The 18,790-nt window shown below is 65.0% G+C and carries 22 protein-coding genes; 15 read left to right on the top strand and 7 right to left on the bottom strand.

The annotated features are described in order from the left end of the window. Nucleotides 1-2 precede the first annotated feature (2 nt). Nucleotides 3-920 (bottom strand): phosphodiesterase, encoded by a 918-nt coding sequence (locus FDW81_RS11210; protein ID WP_138134268.1) that lies wholly within the window; start codon nucleotides 918-920, stop codon nucleotides 3-5. A gap of 333 nt (nucleotides 921-1,253) precedes the next feature. Here FDW81_RS11210 and FDW81_RS11205 point away from each other — a divergent pair, with 333 nt between their 5' ends. From FDW81_RS11205 to FDW81_RS11190, 4 genes are read left to right on the top strand one after another with little or no spacing between them, the layout of a single operon-like run. Beyond that, nucleotides 1,254-1,511 carry a hypothetical protein gene (locus FDW81_RS11205; RefSeq protein ID WP_138134267.1) on the top strand — a complete coding sequence of 86 codons (258 nt, stop codon included), beginning with the start codon at nucleotides 1,254-1,256 and terminating at the stop codon, nucleotides 1,509-1,511. Next, on the top strand, nucleotides 1,511-1,813 hold the full coding sequence (locus tag FDW81_RS11200) for a hypothetical protein (RefSeq protein WP_138134266.1): 303 nt from the start codon (nucleotides 1,511-1,513) through the stop codon (nucleotides 1,811-1,813). Before FDW81_RS11205 ends, FDW81_RS11200 begins: the two co-directional genes overlap by 1 nt. Continuing rightward, nucleotides 1,810-2,526 carry a GAF and ANTAR domain-containing protein gene (locus tag FDW81_RS11195; RefSeq protein WP_138134265.1) on the top strand — a complete coding sequence of 239 codons (717 nt, stop codon included), beginning with the start codon at nucleotides 1,810-1,812 and terminating at the stop codon, nucleotides 2,524-2,526. Before FDW81_RS11200 ends, FDW81_RS11195 begins: the two co-directional genes overlap by 4 nt. 6 nt (nucleotides 2,527-2,532) lie before the next feature. Continuing rightward, nucleotides 2,533-2,862, top strand: a complete 330-nt coding sequence (locus FDW81_RS11190; protein WP_138134264.1) for a hypothetical protein — start codon at nucleotides 2,533-2,535, stop codon at nucleotides 2,860-2,862. 77 nt (nucleotides 2,863-2,939) lie between these two features. On the opposite strand, the gene FDW81_RS11185 is transcribed toward FDW81_RS11190, so the two are convergent. Then, nucleotides 2,940-3,677 (bottom strand): GAF and ANTAR domain-containing protein, encoded by a 738-nt coding sequence (locus FDW81_RS11185; RefSeq protein WP_138134263.1) that lies wholly within the window; start codon nucleotides 3,675-3,677, stop codon nucleotides 2,940-2,942. A 200-nt stretch (nucleotides 3,678-3,877) separates the two neighbouring features. Between FDW81_RS11185 and FDW81_RS11180 the strand changes: the two genes are divergently transcribed. Beyond that, nucleotides 3,878-5,239 (top strand): cytochrome P450, encoded by a 1,362-nt coding sequence (locus FDW81_RS11180; RefSeq protein WP_138134262.1) that lies wholly within the window; start codon nucleotides 3,878-3,880, stop codon nucleotides 5,237-5,239. Here the strand turns inward: FDW81_RS11180 and FDW81_RS11175 are convergent. Beyond that, complete coding sequence (locus FDW81_RS11175; protein WP_240720191.1) at nucleotides 5,222-6,043, bottom strand: carbon-nitrogen hydrolase family protein; 822 nt, start codon at nucleotides 6,041-6,043, stop codon at nucleotides 5,222-5,224. The two genes, FDW81_RS11180 and FDW81_RS11175, sit on opposite strands and share 18 nt — an antisense overlap. A 182-nt stretch (nucleotides 6,044-6,225) precedes the next feature. Between FDW81_RS11175 and FDW81_RS11170 the strand changes: the two genes are divergently transcribed. Further along, nucleotides 6,226-7,113 (top strand): cytochrome c oxidase subunit II, encoded by an 888-nt coding sequence (locus FDW81_RS11170; protein ID WP_138134261.1) that lies wholly within the window; start codon nucleotides 6,226-6,228, stop codon nucleotides 7,111-7,113. After that, on the top strand, nucleotides 7,113-8,864 hold the full coding sequence (gene ctaD, locus FDW81_RS11165) for a cytochrome c oxidase subunit I (protein ID WP_138134260.1): 1,752 nt from the start codon (nucleotides 7,113-7,115) through the stop codon (nucleotides 8,862-8,864). Before FDW81_RS11170 ends, ctaD begins: the two co-directional genes overlap by 1 nt. A 199-nt stretch (nucleotides 8,865-9,063) precedes the next feature. Here the strand turns inward: ctaD and FDW81_RS11160 are convergent, their stop codons facing one another. Next, a complete protein-coding gene (locus tag FDW81_RS11160) occupies nucleotides 9,064-9,948 on the bottom strand; it encodes a manganese catalase family protein (RefSeq protein WP_138134259.1) in 885 nt (294 codons plus the stop codon). Between the two features lie 61 nt (nucleotides 9,949-10,009). Beyond that, on the bottom strand, nucleotides 10,010-10,570 hold the full coding sequence (locus FDW81_RS11155; RefSeq protein WP_138134258.1) for a DUF2243 domain-containing protein: 561 nt from the start codon (nucleotides 10,568-10,570) through the stop codon (nucleotides 10,010-10,012). Nucleotides 10,571-10,790: 220 nt separating this feature from the next. Between FDW81_RS11155 and FDW81_RS11150 the strand changes: the two genes are divergently transcribed. The 5 genes from FDW81_RS11150 (at nucleotide 10,791) to FDW81_RS11130 (ending at nucleotide 14,061) form a co-directional block, all read left to right on the top strand. Beyond that, the gene (locus FDW81_RS11150) at nucleotides 10,791-11,939 is read left to right on the top strand and encodes a zinc-dependent alcohol dehydrogenase (RefSeq protein WP_138134257.1); all 1,149 of its coding nucleotides are present in this window, start codon (nucleotides 10,791-10,793) and stop codon (nucleotides 11,937-11,939) included. 14 nt (nucleotides 11,940-11,953) lie between these two features. Then, complete coding sequence (locus tag FDW81_RS11145) at nucleotides 11,954-12,544, top strand: hypothetical protein (protein ID WP_138134256.1); 591 nt, start codon at nucleotides 11,954-11,956, stop codon at nucleotides 12,542-12,544. After that, nucleotides 12,541-13,320 (top strand): MBL fold metallo-hydrolase, encoded by a 780-nt coding sequence (locus FDW81_RS11140; RefSeq protein ID WP_138134255.1) that lies wholly within the window; start codon nucleotides 12,541-12,543, stop codon nucleotides 13,318-13,320. The genes FDW81_RS11145 and FDW81_RS11140 overlap by 4 nt, the downstream gene beginning before the upstream one ends. A 143-nt stretch (nucleotides 13,321-13,463) precedes the next feature. After that, nucleotides 13,464-13,688, top strand: coding sequence for a hypothetical protein (locus tag FDW81_RS11135; RefSeq protein WP_138134254.1), 225 nt, complete (start codon nucleotides 13,464-13,466; stop codon nucleotides 13,686-13,688). Nucleotides 13,689-13,797: 109 nt separating this feature from the next. After that, nucleotides 13,798-14,061 (top strand): GlsB/YeaQ/YmgE family stress response membrane protein, encoded by a 264-nt coding sequence (locus FDW81_RS11130; protein WP_138134253.1) that lies wholly within the window; start codon nucleotides 13,798-13,800, stop codon nucleotides 14,059-14,061. 97 nt (nucleotides 14,062-14,158) lie between these two features. On the opposite strand, the gene nhaA is transcribed toward FDW81_RS11130, so the two are convergent. Continuing rightward, nucleotides 14,159-15,511 (bottom strand): Na+/H+ antiporter NhaA, encoded by a 1,353-nt coding sequence (gene nhaA / locus FDW81_RS11125; protein WP_138134252.1) that lies wholly within the window; start codon nucleotides 15,509-15,511, stop codon nucleotides 14,159-14,161. A 228-nt stretch (nucleotides 15,512-15,739) separates the two neighbouring features. Here nhaA and FDW81_RS11120 point away from each other — a divergent pair, with 228 nt between their 5' ends. Next, nucleotides 15,740-16,519, top strand: coding sequence for a CHRD domain-containing protein (locus tag FDW81_RS11120; protein ID WP_138134251.1), 780 nt, complete (start codon nucleotides 15,740-15,742; stop codon nucleotides 16,517-16,519). A gap of 263 nt (nucleotides 16,520-16,782) precedes the next feature. Continuing rightward, entirely contained in the window at nucleotides 16,783-16,995 is a 213-nt protein-coding gene (locus tag FDW81_RS18475; RefSeq protein WP_240720189.1) for a hypothetical protein, read from the top strand. Between the two features lie 465 nt (nucleotides 16,996-17,460). Here the strand turns inward: FDW81_RS18475 and FDW81_RS11110 are convergent, their stop codons facing one another. Then, nucleotides 17,461-18,045: a PAS and ANTAR domain-containing protein gene (locus FDW81_RS11110; protein ID WP_240720187.1), complete on the bottom strand. Its 585-nt coding sequence runs from the start codon at nucleotides 18,043-18,045 to the stop codon at nucleotides 17,461-17,463. Nucleotides 18,046-18,413: 368 nt separating this feature from the next. Here FDW81_RS11110 and FDW81_RS11105 point away from each other — a divergent pair, with 368 nt between their 5' ends. Next, the gene (locus tag FDW81_RS11105; RefSeq protein WP_138134249.1) at nucleotides 18,414-18,749 is read left to right on the top strand and encodes a heavy-metal-associated domain-containing protein; all 336 of its coding nucleotides are present in this window, start codon (nucleotides 18,414-18,416) and stop codon (nucleotides 18,747-18,749) included. Nucleotides 18,750-18,790: the final 41 nt, after the last annotated feature.

Raw genomic sequence — 18,790 nt, 5'->3', positions numbered from 1 at the left:
CGCTACCTGCGGCCGCTGAGGGTGCCTCCCGTCGGTTTGGTTTCTGTCTCGGGCATCTCGACGGCGGCCCTGAGCCGGCGCCGGGTTTCTTCCGCGGTGATGCGCTTCCCGAAGGCGGCGTACGCCCCTACCGGGACAACTGCAGTGACGAAGGTGCGGTTATGGATCCGGACCAGGTTGAAGGAACGGGCCCCGTCCCTGCCCTGCATCGCAGCCGGGGACAGCGCGAGGTCCTGCGTGTAGCTGGTGGCCGACGCCACGGACACCGGGATCTTGGCGAAGGTGGAGAATACGGTGCAGTGGGTATGGCCTGAAAGGATGCCGATCACATCACTGCCCTCCAGCACCTGCGCCAGTGCCTCCTGGTCCCGCAGCTCGGACAGCACAGCCAGGTCCTGTACCGGAGGCACAGGCGGATGGTGGATCACCAGGAGGGTGCCGTCGTCGGCCGTTGTCTGCAGTTCATCCGCCAGCCAGCCCAGCTGCTCCTCCGTAACGCCGCCGTGGTGGTGGCCGGGGACGGACGAGTCCAGCACCAGCACCCGGAGGCCGCCAAGGTCATAGCGGCGGTCCACCGGCTCCGGCCGCGGCTCCTCCTCCAGCAGCACACTCCGGAAGTTGCCGCGTTCGTCGTGGTTGCCCATGGCCCAAATGATCTGCGTGCCCATCCGCTTTGCGTAGGCATCGCCCAGAGTGCGCAGTTTCCGGTACGCCTCGGCACTGCCCTTGTCTGTCAGGTCACCGGAGAAAATGATGGCCTCGGGCCCAATGCCGCTCGCCTCGATGGAGTCCAGTACCTCCACCAGGCCCAGCTGGGGATCCATCTCCCCGTACAGCAGCCCCTCCGCAACAAAATGGGGATCACTGACGTGAACCAGGACGTGGTCCGGGGTGGGGTACTCCGCCTTGACAAGCTGCATGGGGGCCTTTCAGCAGTTCCCACCCGGGTGGCGCCCTTCATGGGAAAGTGAACAGACGGGCTCTGCATACCGTCTAAAGGGGAACATCATAAGCACGCTTACCAAATTCCCGGAAGAGTTCTCCTCCTGATGACGCGCTGCCACAGCCTGTCGCTGGCCCGGTCAGCACTCCCGGCCCGGGCCAGCCGCGCTGTACATCCCTTTTCCTGACAGGTAATCTCGGAGATGTAACGGGATTCACTTTCCGCACCTCACCGGCCCCCTGCACAGGCCCCTGGAGAAGCTGCTGTAGTAAAACGGCAGCACATGATGCAGAAGCGGAATGGGCCAATCATGGCAACCTCGCACTTCCAGCAGTTCCTGGAGCAAGCAACAGTTTTTGATCCGACCAGCGACGGCACCCTGGGGCCGGACTGCCTCTACGGCCTGTACGTCAGCTGGGCCGAACTTCACGGGCTTCACCCGAAATCAGACCAGGCGTTCCGTGCGGGCATGCACCGCTGTGGCATCGACGTCGCGGACAGCAAGCTGAGGATGACCGGCCCCGCGGCGGCCGACTACATCCTCTGCAGCTACCCGGCCGTCGCGTAATGGCGCTTCACCACACCCGGCCGGCTGGCGCCAGGCCGGCGGCCAGGATGGCCAAAGGCCAGTGCACCAGTTCCGACGACCTGGCTTTCGACGGCAGCTACATGCACTGCGGGCAGGCGATGACCCCCGCCGGAGTTGACTTGCTCAGCATTTCCGCCGTCTATACCGGGAAGAACCTGCCGGAGGAACTGAGGGTTTACCTGGCCACCCGGGTGCTGCGGTGTGCTTGCGGTTTCCAGATGGAAGTCCCGGACCAGAGCCGGGACCACGGCCCGCCCCGCGGCCAAGGGAAGCCAGCGTGAACTATCTTTCCCTGGATGACCTCACGGCGGCAGTGGCGCGCATCCGCGGACTGCTGCTAACCCAGGAGAAAGTGGACAACGCAGTGGCGCTGCTGGCCCAGGCCATCAAAGAGTCCACGCCCGGAGCTGCCGGAACAGGAGTCTCGCTCCTGGACTGGGCAGGCAGGCAGACCAGCAGCAGTTTCACCGATGTCCTGGTGAAGCAGGCTGACACAGCCCAGTACGAGCTGGGCGAGGGCCCCTGCCTTACCGCCTGGGCCGCAGAAGACGTGGTCCTTGTGGACGACGTTCAGGCGGACGGCCGCTGGCCGGCCTGGACTTCCGCCGTGGCCGCGCTGCCCATCCGTTCAGTAGTCAGTGCACCGCTGCTGGCAGGTAAGGAAGCAATTGGGGCGCTGAAAATCTACTCCGCGCTGCCGGGCCAGTTCGACGCCAATTCCGGGCGGGTCCTGTCCCTGTTCGCAGGGACAGCGGCGACGCTCCTGGCCCATATCCAAGGCAAGGAAACCCCGCAGCGGATGACGGAAGAGCTCAAGGCCACGCTGGCCAGCAGGGACACCATCAACCGGGCCTGTGGGATATCGATGGAGCGCCACGGGATGAGCCAGGACCAGGCGCTGCAGCGAATGATCAGAGACGCCCGGGACGCCGGCGCCTCCTTGGGCCGGATCAGTGAAAAGCTGATCACCAAGGTGCCGCCTGCTGAAAGGTAGGAGGACATGGGCTTCGATCCGCATGAACCGGAGCAGCGCAGCAGGCTGGTAAAGGCGCTCGCAGTAGCGGACATCACCGCGGGCGAGCTCTGGCTGCGGTACTTCAGCCTCAGCGGCTGCGCAGGCGAGTATGAGGTCCAGGCTTACCTTGAGGGCCTCCTGTCGTTGCCGGCGGGCCAGCGGGACCTGCTGGCCATGGCCGCCAATGAACTGATCGAGGAGACTCCTGAGGCACTCCTCGACGACAAGCCGCCGCTGCTGGCCCCGTATGGGGACCAGCTCAACGGGGCAACTGGGGACAGTTGGGAACAGGGTAACTCCAGCCCGCCGGCGTAGGTAAAAGCCGGGTCAAAAACCAAAGTACGCGGCTCAGCGGCGGAAAGGACGACGGCGGGCCGGGCCGCCATCGTCCATCACGCGTCGAAGTGCGTGCTGACTGAGGCGTCTTGGCTGACTGAAGCCACCACAGTCGCGGCCACTTCGCGGAGTTTGAGGTTGCGGCTGCTCGAGGCCCTCTTCAGGATGGTCATGGCCGTTTCCTGGCTGCAGTGGTTTTGCCCCATGATGGCACCGGCAGCGAGGTCGATGACGGTCCGTGATTCCATGGCCGCGGTGAGATCGTTCCGGCTGTCCGTCAGCTGGGCTATCCGCAGCGCCAGCCGCAGGGACCTGCTGGCCTGCCAGGCAAACTGTTCTGCCTTTTCGATGGCTTCACCCTGGAAACCGTTGGGTTGGTCGGAGTACAGGTTCAGGGCAGCCTTGGCCCCGCCCTCGGGCTGGAAGGGCACGGCCAGGACGGATCGGAGTTCGCGCTTGTCCACGGCATGGAGGTAATCCCGCCACCGCTGTTCACTCTCCAGGTCCGCTACGTACACCGTTGTTTCTTCCCCCAGCGCGCTCAGGCAAGGTCCTTCATTGAAGTGGTACTGGATCTCATCCATAGCCCTGGCACGGGCATCACTGCTGGCCACCGTGGCCGGCCTCTTTTGCCTGACCAGCGTCACCGAGCACGAAACGTCGTGTCCTGGCAGGGACAGTTGATCCGCGGCGAGGACCGCAAGTTCCTGGAGGAATTCCTCCACATGCGAACTGGTGAGGACAAGCTCGTTGAGGCCCTCACTGCCGGTTTCCCTGGAATGTTCTTTGGCCATCAAGGCCCCGTTTCCTTCTTTGGTGCCCCGCACTTTTGCTCTGGAGGGCGACGCAACCGGAATTGTCTAACCCTCATCGCTCTTTTAACCCTACTCCCGAATACGGGTGTGGTACCCGGCGGCCCGCCCCCTGACTACGGGGGCGTCCCGGAGGGTACGGGAAAGGCGAGATACCTAATCCGGCAGGAAAGCAGGTCCCCATGAACGCCGCCACCCCACTCCCCACGGCAAGTGCCAGGGACACCACCGCGTTCCTTTTGGACGTGTTAATTCCGACGGCGGCCAAGGGACCGCTGATGCGCCGGCCACGAGTGGAGGCCCTGGCGGAGCGGCTCAACCTGGATCGGCGTGCCGTCACCAGGATGCAGAAGCTGGAGGAGAAGTACCCGGGCGGACCCCTGCTCCTGCGGCTGCCCATCCGGAAGCAGGCCGTGGTCCTGCTGCCGGAACACCTGCATGCCGTCCTGGCGGGCTCGCCGGAGCCCTTCTCCCCGGCAAGCAGTGAAAAGCGGGGAGCCCTGGCGCACTTCCAGCCCCGCAACGTCCTGATTTCCACCGGCGGAGAAAGGACGGCCCGCCGGGCACTGCAGGAACAGGCACTTGACACCAACAGCCCAGTCCACCGGCTGGCCAGCTCCTTCCTCCCGGTGGTCTACGAAGAGGCGGACGCCCTGCTGGCCAGTATCGGTGACGGGGACGGCGCCACCACGGACGTGCTGGACTGGGATCTGTTCATCACTTCCTGGCTCCGGATTATCCGCCGCGTGATCTTCGGCGACGGCGCGCGTGACGATAACCAGCTCACGGACATGCTGGCCCGGCTGCGGAAGGATGCCAACTGGTCCGCCCTGAAACCGCAGCGCCGGAAGACCCGCGACGAATTCCTCCGGCGGGTCCAGTCACGGATTAATACCGCCGCCCCCGGCAGCCTGGCATCGGTGATGCGCGGAATATCGGAGCAGGACCCGGCTGCGCCCCGGGACCAGGTGCCGCAGTGGCTGTTTGCCTTCGATACCTCCGGAACGTCCGCCTTCCGTGCCCTGGCACTGCTTTCGGCTCACGACGAGGCGGCGAAGAAGGCGCGCGAGGAGATCGACGCCGACACCACGGGAGGCAGGAATCTTCCCTTCCTGCGCGCCACTGTCCTGGAAACGGTGCGCCTCTGGCCCAACACGCCCATGATCCTCAGGCAGACCACCACCGAAGTCACATGGGACAACGGCACGATGCCCGCCAAGTGCGGCCTGCTCATTTTCGCCCCATACTTCCACCGCGACGGCCGCCGGCTTCCGCAGGCGGACACTTTCGATCCCGGCATCTGGCTGCAGGACGATGTCGTGGACGTGGGAGCCCGCGAGGACTGGGGCCTGGTTCCCTTCAGCGCCGGCCCGGCCAGCTGCCCGGGCCGCCATCTGGTGCTCCTGCTGACCAGCGCCCTGTTGGCCCGGCTGCTGCAGGACACATCGTTCACACTGGAGGGCGCTTCCCGGCTGTCCCCGTCCCGGCCCCTCCCGGGCAGCCTGGACAACTTCTCACTGCGCTTTTCACCCAGGCCCCGCTGAGCGGACCGGGGCTTGGGGGACGACAGAGAAGCGGCGGTTGTCCAGTACCGGCACCTGCCTGCGCACGCGGTTGAGCCGGTCCCGGTTCAGGTCAGCCACGATGAGGCCCGCCTCCTCTCCGGCGTTGGCCATGACAACTCCGGCAGGGTCAACGGCCATGGAGTACCCGGTGGCCAGCGGCCCGGTCTGGTTGGCGGCCAGAACGTAGGCGGTGTTCTCGATGGCCCTCGCCTTGAGCAGCGTGCTCCAGTGGTCCTCCTTGCCCGGGCCGCGGATCCACATGGCCGGAACCAGCAGGACGTCGGTTCCGGCGTCGATGGCTGCACGGGCACTTTCGGGGAACCGAAGGTCGTAGCAGGTGAAGGCACCGAAGCCGAAGCCGCCCAGGCTGAACACCAGCGGCTCCCCCGGATTGCCGGCTGCTATTCCTTCGCTTTCCCGGTAGCCGAAGGCATCGTAGAGGTGGACCTTGCGGTAAGTGCCCAAGATATCCCCACTGCTGTCCAGCGCCACAAGGGTGTTGTGCGGCAGACCGTCCGGGTTCCTCTCGTAGGTCCCCACCACCACAAAGATTCCATGCCTGCCGGCGAAGCCGGCGACGGCGTTCACGAACGGGCCGTCCAGGTTCTCCGCCACGGCGGCAACCGCCCCGGCCCCCTCGCTGGTTCCGTACAGGCTGGACTCGGGAAGAACCACCAGTTCCGCCCCCGCAGCCGCCGCCGCCTCCACCAGCCGGCCCAGCGCCGTCGTATTTTCTCGGGTATTTGTGCCTGCACTGAACTGGCCCACCGCCACGCGCATCATGCTGTCCTTTCCCTGAACGACAGGCTGCTCCAAGCCATTTGAGCTGCAGCCTTCTGCTGTTGCAGCATGTCCCCTTCCGTCAGAATCCTGCCCGCGCTAGGGTGGGCACACAAGCCTCCCGCGGAAACGCGGAGGTGCGGGCTCATGCAGAGGGCCTCTGGACGTACCGGAGGGGTTTTTAGGTGGCCACAGTTCGACGCAATTCAAGATGGCGGCGGCGGGCAACCGCATTCTCCGCCCTTGGCCTCTTACTGGCCACAACGTCCTGCAGCGCGGAGGTGCAGCGCGGCTGGCTCCCCGGTGAGCGGGACACCACCGATAAGACGCCCCTGATCACCGACCTGTGGGTCAATTCCTGGATCGCCGCGCTCATCATCGGCGTGATCACGTGGGGACTGATGATCTGGGTGATCGTGGCCTACCGGCGGAGGAAGAATACTGTCGGGTTTCCGGCACAGATGAGCTACAACCTGCCGCTGGAAGTCTTCTACCTCTCCGTCCCGCTCATGATCGTGGGCGTCCTTTTCGTGTTCACTGACCGGGACCAGCGGGCCATCGATGCCCGCTACCCCGACCCGGACGTGGTGATCGATGTCCGCGGCAAGCAATGGTCGTGGGACTTCAACTACGTCAAGGAAGACGTCCACGAGGATCCCGGGCAGCAGGCCCGCCTGGACGGCAATTTCGGTGCGCCGGACCGGTTGCCCACCCTGTACCTGCCGGTGGACAAGAAAGTAGAAATTCAGGTCAACTCCCGCGATGTCCAGCATTCTTTCTGGGTGGTGGAGTTCTTGCAGAAACGGGACATGTACCCCGGCGACAACCAGTTCGACAGATACATCAACATCACCCCCACACGCACGGGGGAATTCACCGGCAAATGCGCCGAACTCTGCGGTGAGTACCACTCCGAGATGCTCTTCAAGGTCCGTGTGGTAACCCAGCAGGAGTACGACAACCGCATTGCCGAACTGCGGGCCCGCGGAAACACAGGAATCCTCGGCGACCAATACGACCGGAACCCGGAAAAGCCGGCACTTGAAGCGGCACAGCAAAGGACGGAACCATAATGACGGCCACCCAGCACACGGGAGTGACGTCGGCAACCGCGGCACCATCCACGGTCAGGCGGTCCAAGGGCACCATAGTGGTCAACTGGATCACCTCCACCGACCACAAGACCATCGGGTACATGTACCTGATTTCCTCGTTCTTCTTCTTCGTCCTGGCAGGCGTGATGGCGCTGCTCATCCGCGCCGAGCTGTTTGAACCGGGAATGCAGATCCTGCAGACCAAGGAGCAGTACAACCAGCTGTTCACCATGCACGGCACCATGATGCTGCTGATGTTCGCCACCCCGCTCTTCGCCGGGTTCGCGAACGTGATCATGCCGCTGCAGATCGGCGCTCCAGACGTCGCGTTTCCCCGCCTGAACGCCTTGGCCTTCTGGTTCTTCCTGTTCGGCTCCACCATCGCCGTGTCCGGCTTCATCACCCCGCAGGGCGCAGCGTCCTTTGGCTGGTTCGCCTACGCGCCGCTGTCCAACACCACCTTCACCCCCGGCGTGGGCGGTGACCTCTGGGTCTTCGGCCTCGCGCTTTCCGGCTTCGGTACCATCCTGGGTGCCGTCAACTTCATCACCACCATCATCTGCATGCGCGCCCCCGGGCTCACCATGTGGCGGATGCCGATCTTCACCTGGAACACCCTGGTCACCGCAATCCTGGTGCTCATGGCCTTCCCGCCGCTGGCCGCCGCACTGTTCGCGCTCGGGGCTGACAGAAAGTTCGGCGCCCATATCTTCGATCCAGCCAACGGCGGTGCCATCCTGTGGCAGCACCTGTTCTGGTTCTTCGGCCACCCCGAGGTGTACATCATCGCCCTGCCGTTCTTCGGCATCGTGTCCGAGATCTTCCCGGTGTTCAGCCGCAAGCCGCTGTTCGGTTACAAGGGCATTGTGTACGCCACGATCGCCATCGCCGCCCTGTCCGTGACGGTGTGGGCGCACCACATGTACGTCACCGGCGCAGTGTTCCTGCCGTTCTTCGCCTTCATGACCATGCTGATCGCAGTGCCCACGGGCGTGAAGTTCTTCAACTGGATCGGCACCATGTGGGGCGGGTCACTGACCTTTGAAACGCCGATGCTGTGGAGCATCGGGTTCCTGGCCACATTCCTCTTCGGCGGCCTGACCGGCATCATCCTGGCCTCGCCGCCCATGGATTTCCATGTCTCCGACACCTACTTCGTGGTGGCGCACTTCCACTACGTGGTGTTCGGCACCGTAGTGTTCGCAATGTTCGCCGGGTTCTACTTCTGGTGGCCCAAGTTCACAGGAACCATGCTCAACGAGCGCTTGGGCAAGATCCACTTCTGGCTGCTCTTCCTGGGCTTCCACGCAACCTTCCTGGTCCAGCACTGGCTGGGCGTAATGGGAATGCCCCGCCGGTACGCTGACTACATGCCGGAGGACGGTTTCACCCCGCTGAACCAGTTCTCCACCGTCGGTTCCTACCTGCTGGGGATCTCGCTGATCCCGTTCTTCTGGAACGTCTACATCACGTGGCGCACCGGCAAGAAGGTCACGGTGGATGACCCGTGGGGCTTCGGCGCTTCCCTTGAGTGGGCCACGTCCTGCCCGCCGCCACGGCACAACTTCACCTCGCTCCCCCGCATCCGCTCCGAGCGTCCTGCCCTGGACCTGCACCACCCGGAGCTCAGCGTGCGCATGCACCCGCCGGCACACAGCCCTGCCGCCGGCGTCCTGGGTGCTGCCGACATCGGCGAGAAGGACGTGCGTTCCCCGAACCCCAACGAGTAGCGCTCCACGCAGGAGAACTTCCGACGACGGCCCCCGCTTAGGCGGGGGCCGTCGTCGTTGGTTCTCCGACACAGGAAATACATTCCGACGCCCGAATTCGCTGGCGCAGCGGAAATTGTGGGTGCGCCAGCGATTGTGCGGGTCGCGGACGGGTTTGCGCGTCGCAGGACGCGGTCCGGACTACTCCTCGTGCAGCCTGTTACTCCTTGTGCAGCTTGTCCTGGATGGTGCCGGCTGCTTTCTCCATGGTGTTGGGCAGTTCGGTGGTGCCGTAAAAGCGGGAGTCGGGGTGTGTGGGCGGCGGCATGGGCACGGTGGAGTCCGGCTCTGCAACGTAGCTGAACTCGCCCAGTCCGTCCGGGCTGGGGCCCTTCGCCCAGGAGCCTTCCGCCGCTGCCTGGCCGTCGGAGAAGTTCCGGTACTGGTAGGCGACGTCGCGCATCTCCTTGCTGAGCGGGAAGTTGCTGGGAACCGGGAAGTTCTCCTTACCTTCTTCCTGAAGCTCCTTGGCTGCGGCGATCCACTGGTTCTGATGCATGGTGTCCCTCGCGAGCAGGAAGGAGAGCATGTCCCGGATGCCGTGGTCATCGGTCATGTGGTAGAGCCGGGCAACCTGCAGCCGGCCCTGCATCTCCGCGTTCGCGTTGGCCCAGAAATCGGCGAGCATGTTGCCGCTGGCGGTGATGTAGCTGCCCTGCCAGGGGTTGCCGTTGCTGTCCACGGGGCGGACGCCGGCGCCTGCCACGATGGCCGACTGAACGTCCGTCCCGCCCACGATGGCTGCCACGGTGGGATCGGACTGGACGGCGTCCTCGGTGATGCCGAGCGGTGCCTTTTCCAACAGCTGGGCGATCATGGTGGCCAGCATCTCCACATGGCCGAATTCCTCCGCTCCGATGCCGAAGAGCATGTCCCGGTACTTGCCCGGCATGTGGGCGTTCCAGGCCTGGAAGGAGTACTGCATGGCTACGGTGATTTCGCCGTACTGGCCGCCCAGCACCTCCTGCAGCTTACGGGCGTAAACGGCGTCCGGCTTGTCCGGGGTGGCTTTGTACTGAAGTTCCTGCTTGTGAAAGAAAACCATGAGTATGTCCTCTCGAGCTCACATGGGGATTGGGTGGAACTGATCCGTTCCGGCTGCCAATTTAATCAGCATGCTTACTATCCTGACCCATGGATGACGGTTTTTCCAGACGTTTGCCGTGCCGGTACAAAAACCATCCGACTGCCACCAGCACCGCGCTGAAGGCCAGGAAGCCGAGATCCCAGGCCAGCGGCCCGCCAAGGTCATCCCGCACGTGGTGGATCTGCAGCAACTGGTGATTGACCAATCCCTCAACGATGTTGAAGACCCCCCAGCCCGCCAGTGCCAGGCCGCCGTGGAAGCCCCAGCTTGGGGACAGCCTGCCCTGCTGCCGGGCGCGGATCGCCAGAGCAGCAGCAGCCACCACCAGCACCCACATGGCGCTGTGGAACAGGCCGTCTGCCAGAGTGTTCAGCTCCAGTCCAGGCACCGTCCTGGTGTTCCCGCTGACGGTGTGGCTGAGCATGTGGTGCCACTGCAGCAGCTGGTGCAGGACAATCCCGTCCACAAAGCCGCCCACACCCATGCCGAACAGGAAAGCCGGCGCCGCAGCCGGTGGGCCGACCACGTCCGGAGTTCCGGCGCGCGAGGCGCCGTGTGCCGGTTGGTTTTCCCGGGACATGCTTCCGCTCCCCCCTTGCTTGGTGACCCTGTCACCTTTGTCCCTACCCGCCGTCGGACGCCCTAACCATCGCGGCCTCCCCTCTTGTCGACGCAGGGGCCGAACCCTTGACCCCGGCAGTGGGAGATGGAAGCGTAGGGCTGGCGGTGGGCCTCAAGCAAAGGGGCGGTTCCTGCACACAACGGACCTGCACCGTCAGCGAAACCACAAGGCGGCATACATGCGAGCGATGGTTTACCGCGGCCCGTACAAGATCAGGGTCGAAGAAAAAGATATCCCCAGGATTGAACACCCCAACGACGCGATCGTCCGGGTTACCACCGGGGCGATCTGCGGCTCCGACCTGCACCTCTATCACGGCATGATGCCGGACACCCGGGTGGGAATGACGTTCGGGCACGAGTTCGTGGGCGTGGTCCATGAGGTTGGCTTATCCGTGCAGAACCTGGCGGTGGGTGACCGGGTGATGGTCCCGTTCAACGTGTACTGCGGCTCGTGCTGGTTCTGCTCGCGCGGCCTGTTCTCCAACTGCCACAACGTAAACCCGAACGCGACGGCCGTGGGCGGCATCTACGGTTACTCCCACACCTGCGGGGGTTACGACGGCGGCCAGGCGGAATTCGTTCGGGTCCCCTTCGCGGACGTGGGGCCTTCAAAGATTCCGGACTGGATGGACGAAGAGGACGCGGTGCTGCTCACCGATGCGCTGCCCACCGGCTACTTCGGCGCCCAACTGGGCGACATCGTTGAGGGTGACACCGTGGTGGTGTTCGGCGCCGGGCCGGTGGGCCTGTTCGCCGCCAAGTCCGCGTGGCTTATGGGCGCCGGGCGGGTGATCGTGATCGACCACCTCGAGTACCGCCTCGAAAAGGCCAGGAGCTTTGCCCACGCGGAGACGTACAACTTCGCCGAGTACGACGACATTGTGGTGCACCTGAAGAAAGCAACCGACTACCTGGGCGCCGACGTCGTGATTGATGCTGTGGGCGCCGAAGCGGACGGCAACTTCCTCCAGCAGGTGACCGGTACCAAGATGAAACTGCAGGGCGGGTCGGCGGTGGCCCTGAACTGGGCCATTGACTCCGTGCGGAAGGGCGGCACGGTGTCCGTGGTGGGCGCGTACGGGCCAATTTTCAGCGCCGTGAAATTCGGTGACGCCGTCAACAAGGGCCTGACGCTGCGGATGAACCAGTGCCCGGTGAAGCGCCAGTGGCCGCGGCTGTTCGAGCACATCCGGAACGGATACCTGAAGCCCAGCGACATCGTGACCCACCGCATCCCGCTGGAGCACATCGCTGAGGGGTACCACATGTTCTCCGCGAAGCTTGATGACTGCATCAAGCCCCTCATTGTTTCCAGCGCGTCGTGAAAGGGAAGGCCATCATGACTGAAGCACCTACCCCGTACATCGCGGAAAAGCGTACTCCGATGGAATCGCCGGAGACGCTGCGCGCCAGGATCCCCGGGTGGGGCGTGGACCTCGACCCCGCAGACCGGCCCTCGTTTCCGCGCGAACAGCCGGGCATCCAGACCGGCGCGCACTGGGATTTTCCGGAGCGACAGCCCGAGTCCTGGCCCCGCGAGAAGTCGATTGAGCACGCTTTCGTGACTCCCGTTTTCGGCACCTCCACTCCGCCTGCGGGCGTTTCCGGGGCCATCCGGAAGTACGCCTACAAGTACAGCGAGGGGCGGGCGGCGCACTGGCTGCTGCTGATTGCCGCGGACCGGGTGAACGCGTGGGAACACCACCTCCGATCCTTCGCCACCCTGAGTCCGGACAACCCGGTCACGGAAACCGGAGTCCTCAGTGAGCCTGCCAGGCACGGCCTGCGTTCAAGGTTCGGCAGCAAACGGGCTGACGTCAACCACCAGTGGATCGATCCGATTGTGGTGGGCGGCCCCTGGGTGCTGGCGGGGCTCGGGGCAGTTGCGGCGGTACGGGCGGTGGCCCGGCGGGTTGCGGGGCGGACATGACGCAGGCAGAGCAGCGCCGGGCTGCGTTCACCACAGTGGCCGACGGCGTCCACCGCGTCTCCGAGGCGTACGTCAACTTCTACCTCGTGGAGAGCAATGACGGGCTGACCCTGGTGGACTCCGGGCTGCCGGCATCGTGGAAGACCCTGGACGCCGCGCTCCGCGGACTGGGGCACTCCCTGGACGACATCAAGGCCCTGGTCCTGACGCACGCACACTTCGACCACCTTGGCCTGGCGCACCGGCTGCACACCCAGTTCGGGGTGCCGGTCTGGGTGCACGCCGGGGATTCCTTCATCGCCCGCCACCCCTACCGCTACCGGCACGAAAAATCCCGCTTCGTCTTTTCACTGGCGCATCCCGGCGGATTGCCCGTTCTTGCCCGGATGGCCGCCGCCGGGGCGCTTCGCGTGCGGGGGGTGGACGGGCTGAGCATGTTTCCCCAGAAAGCTGGCCAAACCGGTTCGCTTCCGGTGCCGGGTTCTCCGGAAGTGGTGTTTTCTCCCGGCCATACGGCCGGCCATTGTGGCCTCTACCTGCGGGACCGCGGCGTGCTGTTCAGCGGCGACGCCCTGGTAACGCTCGACCCGTACACCGGCCGGAGGGGTCCGCGGATTGTTGCCGGAGCAGCCACCATGGACAGCAGGCAGAACCTGGAGACGCTGACGCAGCTTGCGCAGACCGGCGCCTCCCTGGTCCTGCCAGGCCACGGCGAACCCTGGACCGGCGGCATCCAGGAGGCAGTGGACGCCGCGCGCCGCGAGGCCGCTGCCTGATCCCAAGGCTGCCGCCCGCCGTCGTGCTTCTGCCGCGGCTACCGTAAGCCATGAGGTCACAGGAAAAATACTTTATTGAAACAATTCAGCAACCTGGCCCCGGCATGATGTGCATACGGGGATACAACAGCAGGAGGCACATCATGGAGGCACAAGGAATCCGCACGGACCAGCTTCGGATCGGCGACCAGATCGAGGCTTGGCACAACGGCAAGCTTTTCCACCGCGGGCGGGTGACGGACGTGGTTCCGCACCTTGAACTGTTCTGGATCCTGGACGCGAGGACCGGCGCGCGGAAGCTGCTGGATCCGGAAGCCCTGGAAATCCGGCACGCGGAGCAGCCAGCCAAACCGCTGGCCACCGCCTGAGCTCTTGGACACGGCACCGGCACGACAATAAGCATGCTTACAATAGACCCATTGCGGCACCCCGCGGCAGTCCGGGCCCAGCCCGGTCACCACCATTAAGGAGCACACCGTGATTGGTTTCATCGTTGCCGGCCTGATCATCGGCGCACTGGCCCGCCTCATCAAGCCGGGCAAGCAGAACCTTGGCTTGCTGGCCACCCTCCTGCTGGGCCTCGTTGGCTCGGTCATCGGCGGAGTGGTGGCGTCCCTCCTGGGCACGGGGGACATTTTCGAACTGAACTTCCTGGGCTTCATCGTTGCTGTCATCGCCGCGGTGCTCCTGATAGGCACCGCCGAGGCAGTCGTTGGCCGCCGGAGGTCAGTGCGCCGCTAGCAGCACGGCACACGGCTTAACCAAGGCGGGGCCCTTCTCGCCCATCCGATTACTCGGAACAGGGAAGAAGTGGCCCCGCTTTGCTGTTGGCGCTGCTTTAGGTTCTGTCCTGATAGACGTCCGGGACACCATCCTGGTCCGCGTCCACCTTCTCCAGCTCTTCCGTGGCCCGGTACTGGCGGTTCCTGGTGGTCAGCACGGCAGCGGCCAGCAGCGCCGCGAGTACGGACGCCGCCAGGATGCCCACCTTGGCATGGTCATCGTGCAGGCTGCCCTGGCCGAAGCTCAGCTCGGCCACCAGCAGGGACACCGTGAAGCCGATGCCGGCCAGCAGCGCCACGCCGAACACGTCAATCCATTTGAAGGACCTGTCCAGCTCAGCCCTGGTGGCCTTGGTCAGGATCCAGGTTGTCCCGAGGATGCCGATCGGTTTGCCCAGGACCAGGCCAGCGATGATGCCCAGGGCCACGGGATCCGTCAGGGCAGAGCCCAGCCCCTCCCAGCCGCCCACGGCCACGCCTGCCGAGAAAAAGGCGAAGATAGGCACCGCGATGCCGGCGGAGATGGGCCGGAACCTGTGTTCGAAAATTTCAGCCAGCCCTGGTCCCGCTTCGGGTCCCCCCGCGGCCTGCGAGCGGATCACGGGAACGGCGAAGCCCAGCAGCACGCCGGCGACGGTTGCGTGGATGCCGGAGGCGTGGACCAATGCCCAAGTGACCACACCGAGCGGCAGCAGGATGACCCAGGCGGCCGGCGCTTTCATGCCAAAGAAGTGGCGGTACTTGTGGGCCAGGAAGGCGTAGATGGCCAGCGGAATGAGGGCCAGGAGCAGCGGCGTGACGTGGAGGTCGCTGGTGTAGAAGAACGCGATGATGGTGATGGCGATGAGGTCGTCCACCACGGCCAGCGTCAGCAGGAAGATCCGCAGCGCGCTGGGCAGGTGGGAGCCGATGATGGCAAGCACTGCCACGGCAAAGGCTATATCCGTGGCGGTAGGAATGGCCCAGCCGCGCAGGGTTTCCGGGCTGGCGAAGTTGATCGCCGCGTAGATCAATGCCGGAACCACCACGCCGCCTGCCGCTGCGGCAACCGGAACTATGGACTTGTTGATTTGCCGAAGGTCCCCGGCCACGAACTCACGCTTGAGCTCCAGCCCCACCAGGAAGAAGAAGATGGCCAGCAGTCCGTCCGCCGCCCAGGCGCCAAGGCTCAGTTCGAGGTGCCAGGGTTCATAACCCACCTTGAAGTCGCGGAGGGCAAAGTAGCTGTCCGACGCCGGCGAGTTGGCCCAGATGAGGGCGATCACGGCTGCAGCCACCAGCAGGGCGCCGCCCACCGTTTCCTTCCGGAGGATTTCCCCAATCCGAAGGGCTTCCGCGTAGCTGCCGCGTGAAAACACCGCGGACTTCCGGGAATTCGACGGCGGGAGGGAAGGTGAACTCTGGTTCATAAGGGCTCCTGGCTGTGGGGTCGACAAAACTATGCCGACCAGACTTCCCGGCGCACCTTTGACCATCTTACAGGTGGCGCTTCCCGCCGCCGGAGCCGGCAATAGTCCGACAAAGGGCCATCCGCTGTGCCCCATTTCACTTTTTACCATCCTTAACAGCCTTCGCTCCGAAGCACTGATGTCCCTCATCCGGGACGAACGTCACGTGTATGAGGAGACTGCTTTCCGATGAACAAGACACTTCGCTTCCTTGCCGTACCCACACTCGCCCTGGGCGCCCTTGCCCTTTCCGGCGCCCCCGCAATGGCCCACGATGGTGCCGACCACTACCAGTCGACGCTGGGCCAGATCAACGGCAGCTCGGCCACCGGCACCATCACTGTGGATGTCACTGGCAACCAGGCCCACGCCGTCCTGAAGGTCTCCGGCCTGGCCCCGACCTTCATGGACGCCCCGTACCCACACGTCCAACACATCCATGGCGGCGCGCAGGGCGTCTGCCCGGCCCCCTCCGCTGACAAGGACGGTGACCAGGTCATCTCCACCACCGAGGGCGCGCCGGGTTACGGCGGCATTGTCACCACCCTCTCCACCAGCGGTGACACCAGCCCTGCTGCCGGGCTGGACCTCAAGGTTGCCGGACAGGGTGCCAGCTACACCGTTGACCGCACGTTCGAGCTGAACGCCGAGACCAAGGCCGCCCTCCAGGCAGGCACCGCAGTGGTTGTTGTCCACGGCCTTGATCCCGCAACGCTCAGTCCGGCAGGCCAGGCTGCGAAGTCCGATCTGGTTCCGGAGCTTCCGCTGGCCGCCACCTCGCCTGCCCTGTGCGGCACCTTGACGGCCGGGCAGATGAAGATGCCTGCTGGTGGAGCCGACACCGGAGTTGCCCAGGAGAACGGCGGGACTGACGCCGGAGCCCTCGCCCTTGGGGGCGGGCTGGTGCTGGCAGCAGCAGCCGGGAGTACCTACCTGGTCCGCCGCCGCACCGCCGGCTCAGCAGCCTAAGACTTGAACTGACTGGCCAGTGACAAACATGAGATCTGGCCGCCGCGGGGGCCTGCCGGCCTCCGCGGCGGCCGGGCTTCTGCTCCTGCTGCCCCTGGCCGGGTGCGGCAGTTCCGGAACGTCCGACGCCGGCACCGCACCTTCCGCTTCCGCTTCCACTTCCGCTGCCAAGCATAAAGGCTGACCTGCTCCCGGCGACGATACACACTGCCCATTCAAGCGGCCGCGTACCCGTGAACTGGAGCGGCCAGGACGGAAGAGCCATGACATACCGCATTCCGCTGCTGGCCTCCCTGGCACTCTCCTCCCTGCTGCTTTCCGGCTGCGCTGCGGCGGCGGGGTCCGTGGGGACGGCCCCAGCGCCGCCGTCGGGAACTACTTCCGGGGCGTCCGCACCTGCCGGGGCCCCGCCGTCGTCCGCGGTGTCTTCCACAGAGGACAGCCACGGCGGGCACCACGGCGGTGCCTCCGGCTGATCCACGGCCCAGCCCCGATGGCCCCAGCGAAGCCGCTAAGATGGTGTGCGGGGACCAGCCGATGGACCGGCTGACAGACATCCTGGACCTCGGGGAGGACCCGCATACCGTCAACAGCTGGGCAGACAGCACATTCACCTGCATCTACCACCTGGACGAGGGCGCCCTGGAAATCTTCGTCAGGGAAGCAGCGGACCAGGCCACGGCACTGATGTACTTCGACGCCATGCAGGCATTGGCGGTCCATGCAACGCCAATCAAGGGGCTGCAAACCTGGGATTCCCCGCCTACGAGACGGCCGGCGGTACAGCGGTCTTCCAAAAGGACAGCTTCGTGCTGCAGGTGGACGCTTCAGGGCTGCCCGAGAGCCTGGGTCCGGACGGCATCAGCCCCAACGCCCTGGCGTACCAGCTGTCCACCACCATCCTGGCGTGCTGAGTGGAGCATCACTAACCCCGGCAATTCCTAGACGGCCCGGCGGCGTTGGGATGGTCTCCCCTCCATCTGGATGGCCTTCACGGCCGTATCCAGGTAGCTGCGGGATTCCGCTGAGTTGGCCAGCTGTACGAGCTCGGCGGCCACCACCACCAGCTTGACGTTCCGGTGGCTGCTGGTGCTCACCAGCATCTGGAAGGCATCCTCCGAGCCCATCTTCAGCTGGCCCATCAGGATGCCGCGCGCCTGGTCGATGACGCCCCGGGTGGAGGTGGCCCCCTCGACGGCCGCCCGCGCCGTCTGCTCTGTCTCGCGCTGGAGGGTGGAGGTGAGGTCGATCATCACCCCGTCCAATGCGATGACCTTGTCCCCGTCCATGATCGCGTCCCCGGAGGTCAAAACCCGCCGGGTCCTCCCCCGGGCGTCGATAATCCGGTGGTACATGCAGAAGTAGCCGCCGGTACGGGTGACCTGCGCAACGATTTCCTCGCAGCGCGGCCGGTCCTCCGGATGCTTATGGGCGAACAGCAGCTCAAGGGTGGGAACCACCTCGCCCCGCTCGTATCCGTGCAGCTGGAACATGCCGTCAGACCAATGGATTTTCCACGTGCTCAAATCCGCATGGAAAGTGCCAGCGGTGCACTGGCTGTCCCCCAGCGCACTGGAATAGGTGTATGGGCCGGTCAGCTCTGTCACTGGGCCACCTCCATGTAGCGTCGACACGTCCGCGGGCCGGTAGGCACCAGGCGCACTTTCTTAATTATGGTGGGCGCAGGTGTTCCGGGATAGTGGCGGGGCTCCCCCTTCCTAAGCCAGGGGCAAGGGAGTGTGGCGGGAGGGCTTGACGAATATACCCCCTGGGGGTATATTCGAGGTGTTGTCAGTGAAGTGGTATGTCCCGGCCGGTGCCCACCGCCTACACAGCCGTTCAACCCCAGCACGCTTCTCCCAGGAATCGTCCCTCCCCAGGAATGGAAACTGACATGTTCGACACTGAAAACCGGACCACCCTCCCCCTCGCTTCCAGCGCCGGCTGCAGCTGCTGCGCTCCCTCCGGCCACGCACCTGAGGTGCAGGCCGCCGTCGTACATTCCGACGCCGGTGCCGCCGCCCAGCGTACCTTTGCCGTCGAGGGGTTGACCTGCGGGCACTGCGTCCAGACCGTCGAGAAGGCCGTCTCCGCCCTTGACGGCGTCGAGTCGGCATGCGTTGACCTCGTACCGGGCGGCCGTTCCGGCCTCACTGTTGCCGGCTCCGTCACAGACGCCGCCATCCGGCAGGCTGTCACCTCGGCCGGGTATTCCCTGGCTTCCAACTGACTTCCGCGCCCGGGCCCACCCGTCCGCGCCGTCCTCCGAGG

Source organism: Pseudarthrobacter sp. NamB4, from assembly GCF_005796185.1.
In the GTDB taxonomy this organism is placed as follows: domain Bacteria; phylum Actinomycetota; class Actinomycetes; order Actinomycetales; family Micrococcaceae; genus Arthrobacter.
This window is presented reverse-complemented; position numbering and strand designations above follow the sequence as displayed.

Excerpts from the sequence above, each read along its gene's own strand:
- FDW81_RS11140 (WP_138134255.1), top strand. The coding sequence starts at position 12,541 with ATGACGCAGGCAGAGCAGCGCCGGGCTGCGTTCACCACAGTGGCCGAC.
- FDW81_RS11205 (WP_138134267.1), top strand. The coding sequence starts at position 1,254 with ATGGCAACCTCGCACTTCCAGCAGTTCCTGGAGCAAGCAACAGTTTTT.
- FDW81_RS11160 (WP_138134259.1), bottom strand. The coding sequence starts at position 9,948 with ATGGTTTTCTTTCACAAGCAGGAACTTCAGTACAAAGCCACCCCGGAC.
- FDW81_RS11190 (WP_138134264.1), top strand. The coding sequence starts at position 2,533 with ATGGGCTTCGATCCGCATGAACCGGAGCAGCGCAGCAGGCTGGTAAAG.
- FDW81_RS11180 (WP_138134262.1), top strand. The coding sequence starts at position 3,878 with ATGAACGCCGCCACCCCACTCCCCACGGCAAGTGCCAGGGACACCACC.
- FDW81_RS11200 (WP_138134266.1), top strand. The coding sequence starts at position 1,511 with ATGGCGCTTCACCACACCCGGCCGGCTGGCGCCAGGCCGGCGGCCAGG.
- nhaA (WP_138134252.1), bottom strand. The coding sequence starts at position 15,511 with ATGAACCAGAGTTCACCTTCCCTCCCGCCGTCGAATTCCCGGAAGTCC.
- FDW81_RS11175 (WP_240720191.1), bottom strand. The coding sequence starts at position 6,043 with ATGATGCGCGTGGCGGTGGGCCAGTTCAGTGCAGGCACAAATACCCGA.
- FDW81_RS11150 (WP_138134257.1), top strand. The coding sequence starts at position 10,791 with ATGCGAGCGATGGTTTACCGCGGCCCGTACAAGATCAGGGTCGAAGAA.
- ctaD (WP_138134260.1), top strand. The coding sequence starts at position 7,113 with ATGACGGCCACCCAGCACACGGGAGTGACGTCGGCAACCGCGGCACCA.
- FDW81_RS11120 (WP_138134251.1), top strand. The coding sequence starts at position 15,740 with ATGAACAAGACACTTCGCTTCCTTGCCGTACCCACACTCGCCCTGGGC.
- FDW81_RS11155 (WP_138134258.1), bottom strand. The coding sequence starts at position 10,570 with ATGTCCCGGGAAAACCAACCGGCACACGGCGCCTCGCGCGCCGGAACT.
- FDW81_RS11135 (WP_138134254.1), top strand. The coding sequence starts at position 13,464 with ATGGAGGCACAAGGAATCCGCACGGACCAGCTTCGGATCGGCGACCAG.
- FDW81_RS11145 (WP_138134256.1), top strand. The coding sequence starts at position 11,954 with ATGACTGAAGCACCTACCCCGTACATCGCGGAAAAGCGTACTCCGATG.
- FDW81_RS18475 (WP_240720189.1), top strand. The coding sequence starts at position 16,783 with ATGACATACCGCATTCCGCTGCTGGCCTCCCTGGCACTCTCCTCCCTG.
- FDW81_RS11185 (WP_138134263.1), bottom strand. The coding sequence starts at position 3,677 with ATGGCCAAAGAACATTCCAGGGAAACCGGCAGTGAGGGCCTCAACGAG.
- FDW81_RS11105 (WP_138134249.1), top strand. The coding sequence starts at position 18,414 with ATGTTCGACACTGAAAACCGGACCACCCTCCCCCTCGCTTCCAGCGCC.
- FDW81_RS11210 (WP_138134268.1), bottom strand. The coding sequence starts at position 920 with ATGCAGCTTGTCAAGGCGGAGTACCCCACCCCGGACCACGTCCTGGTT.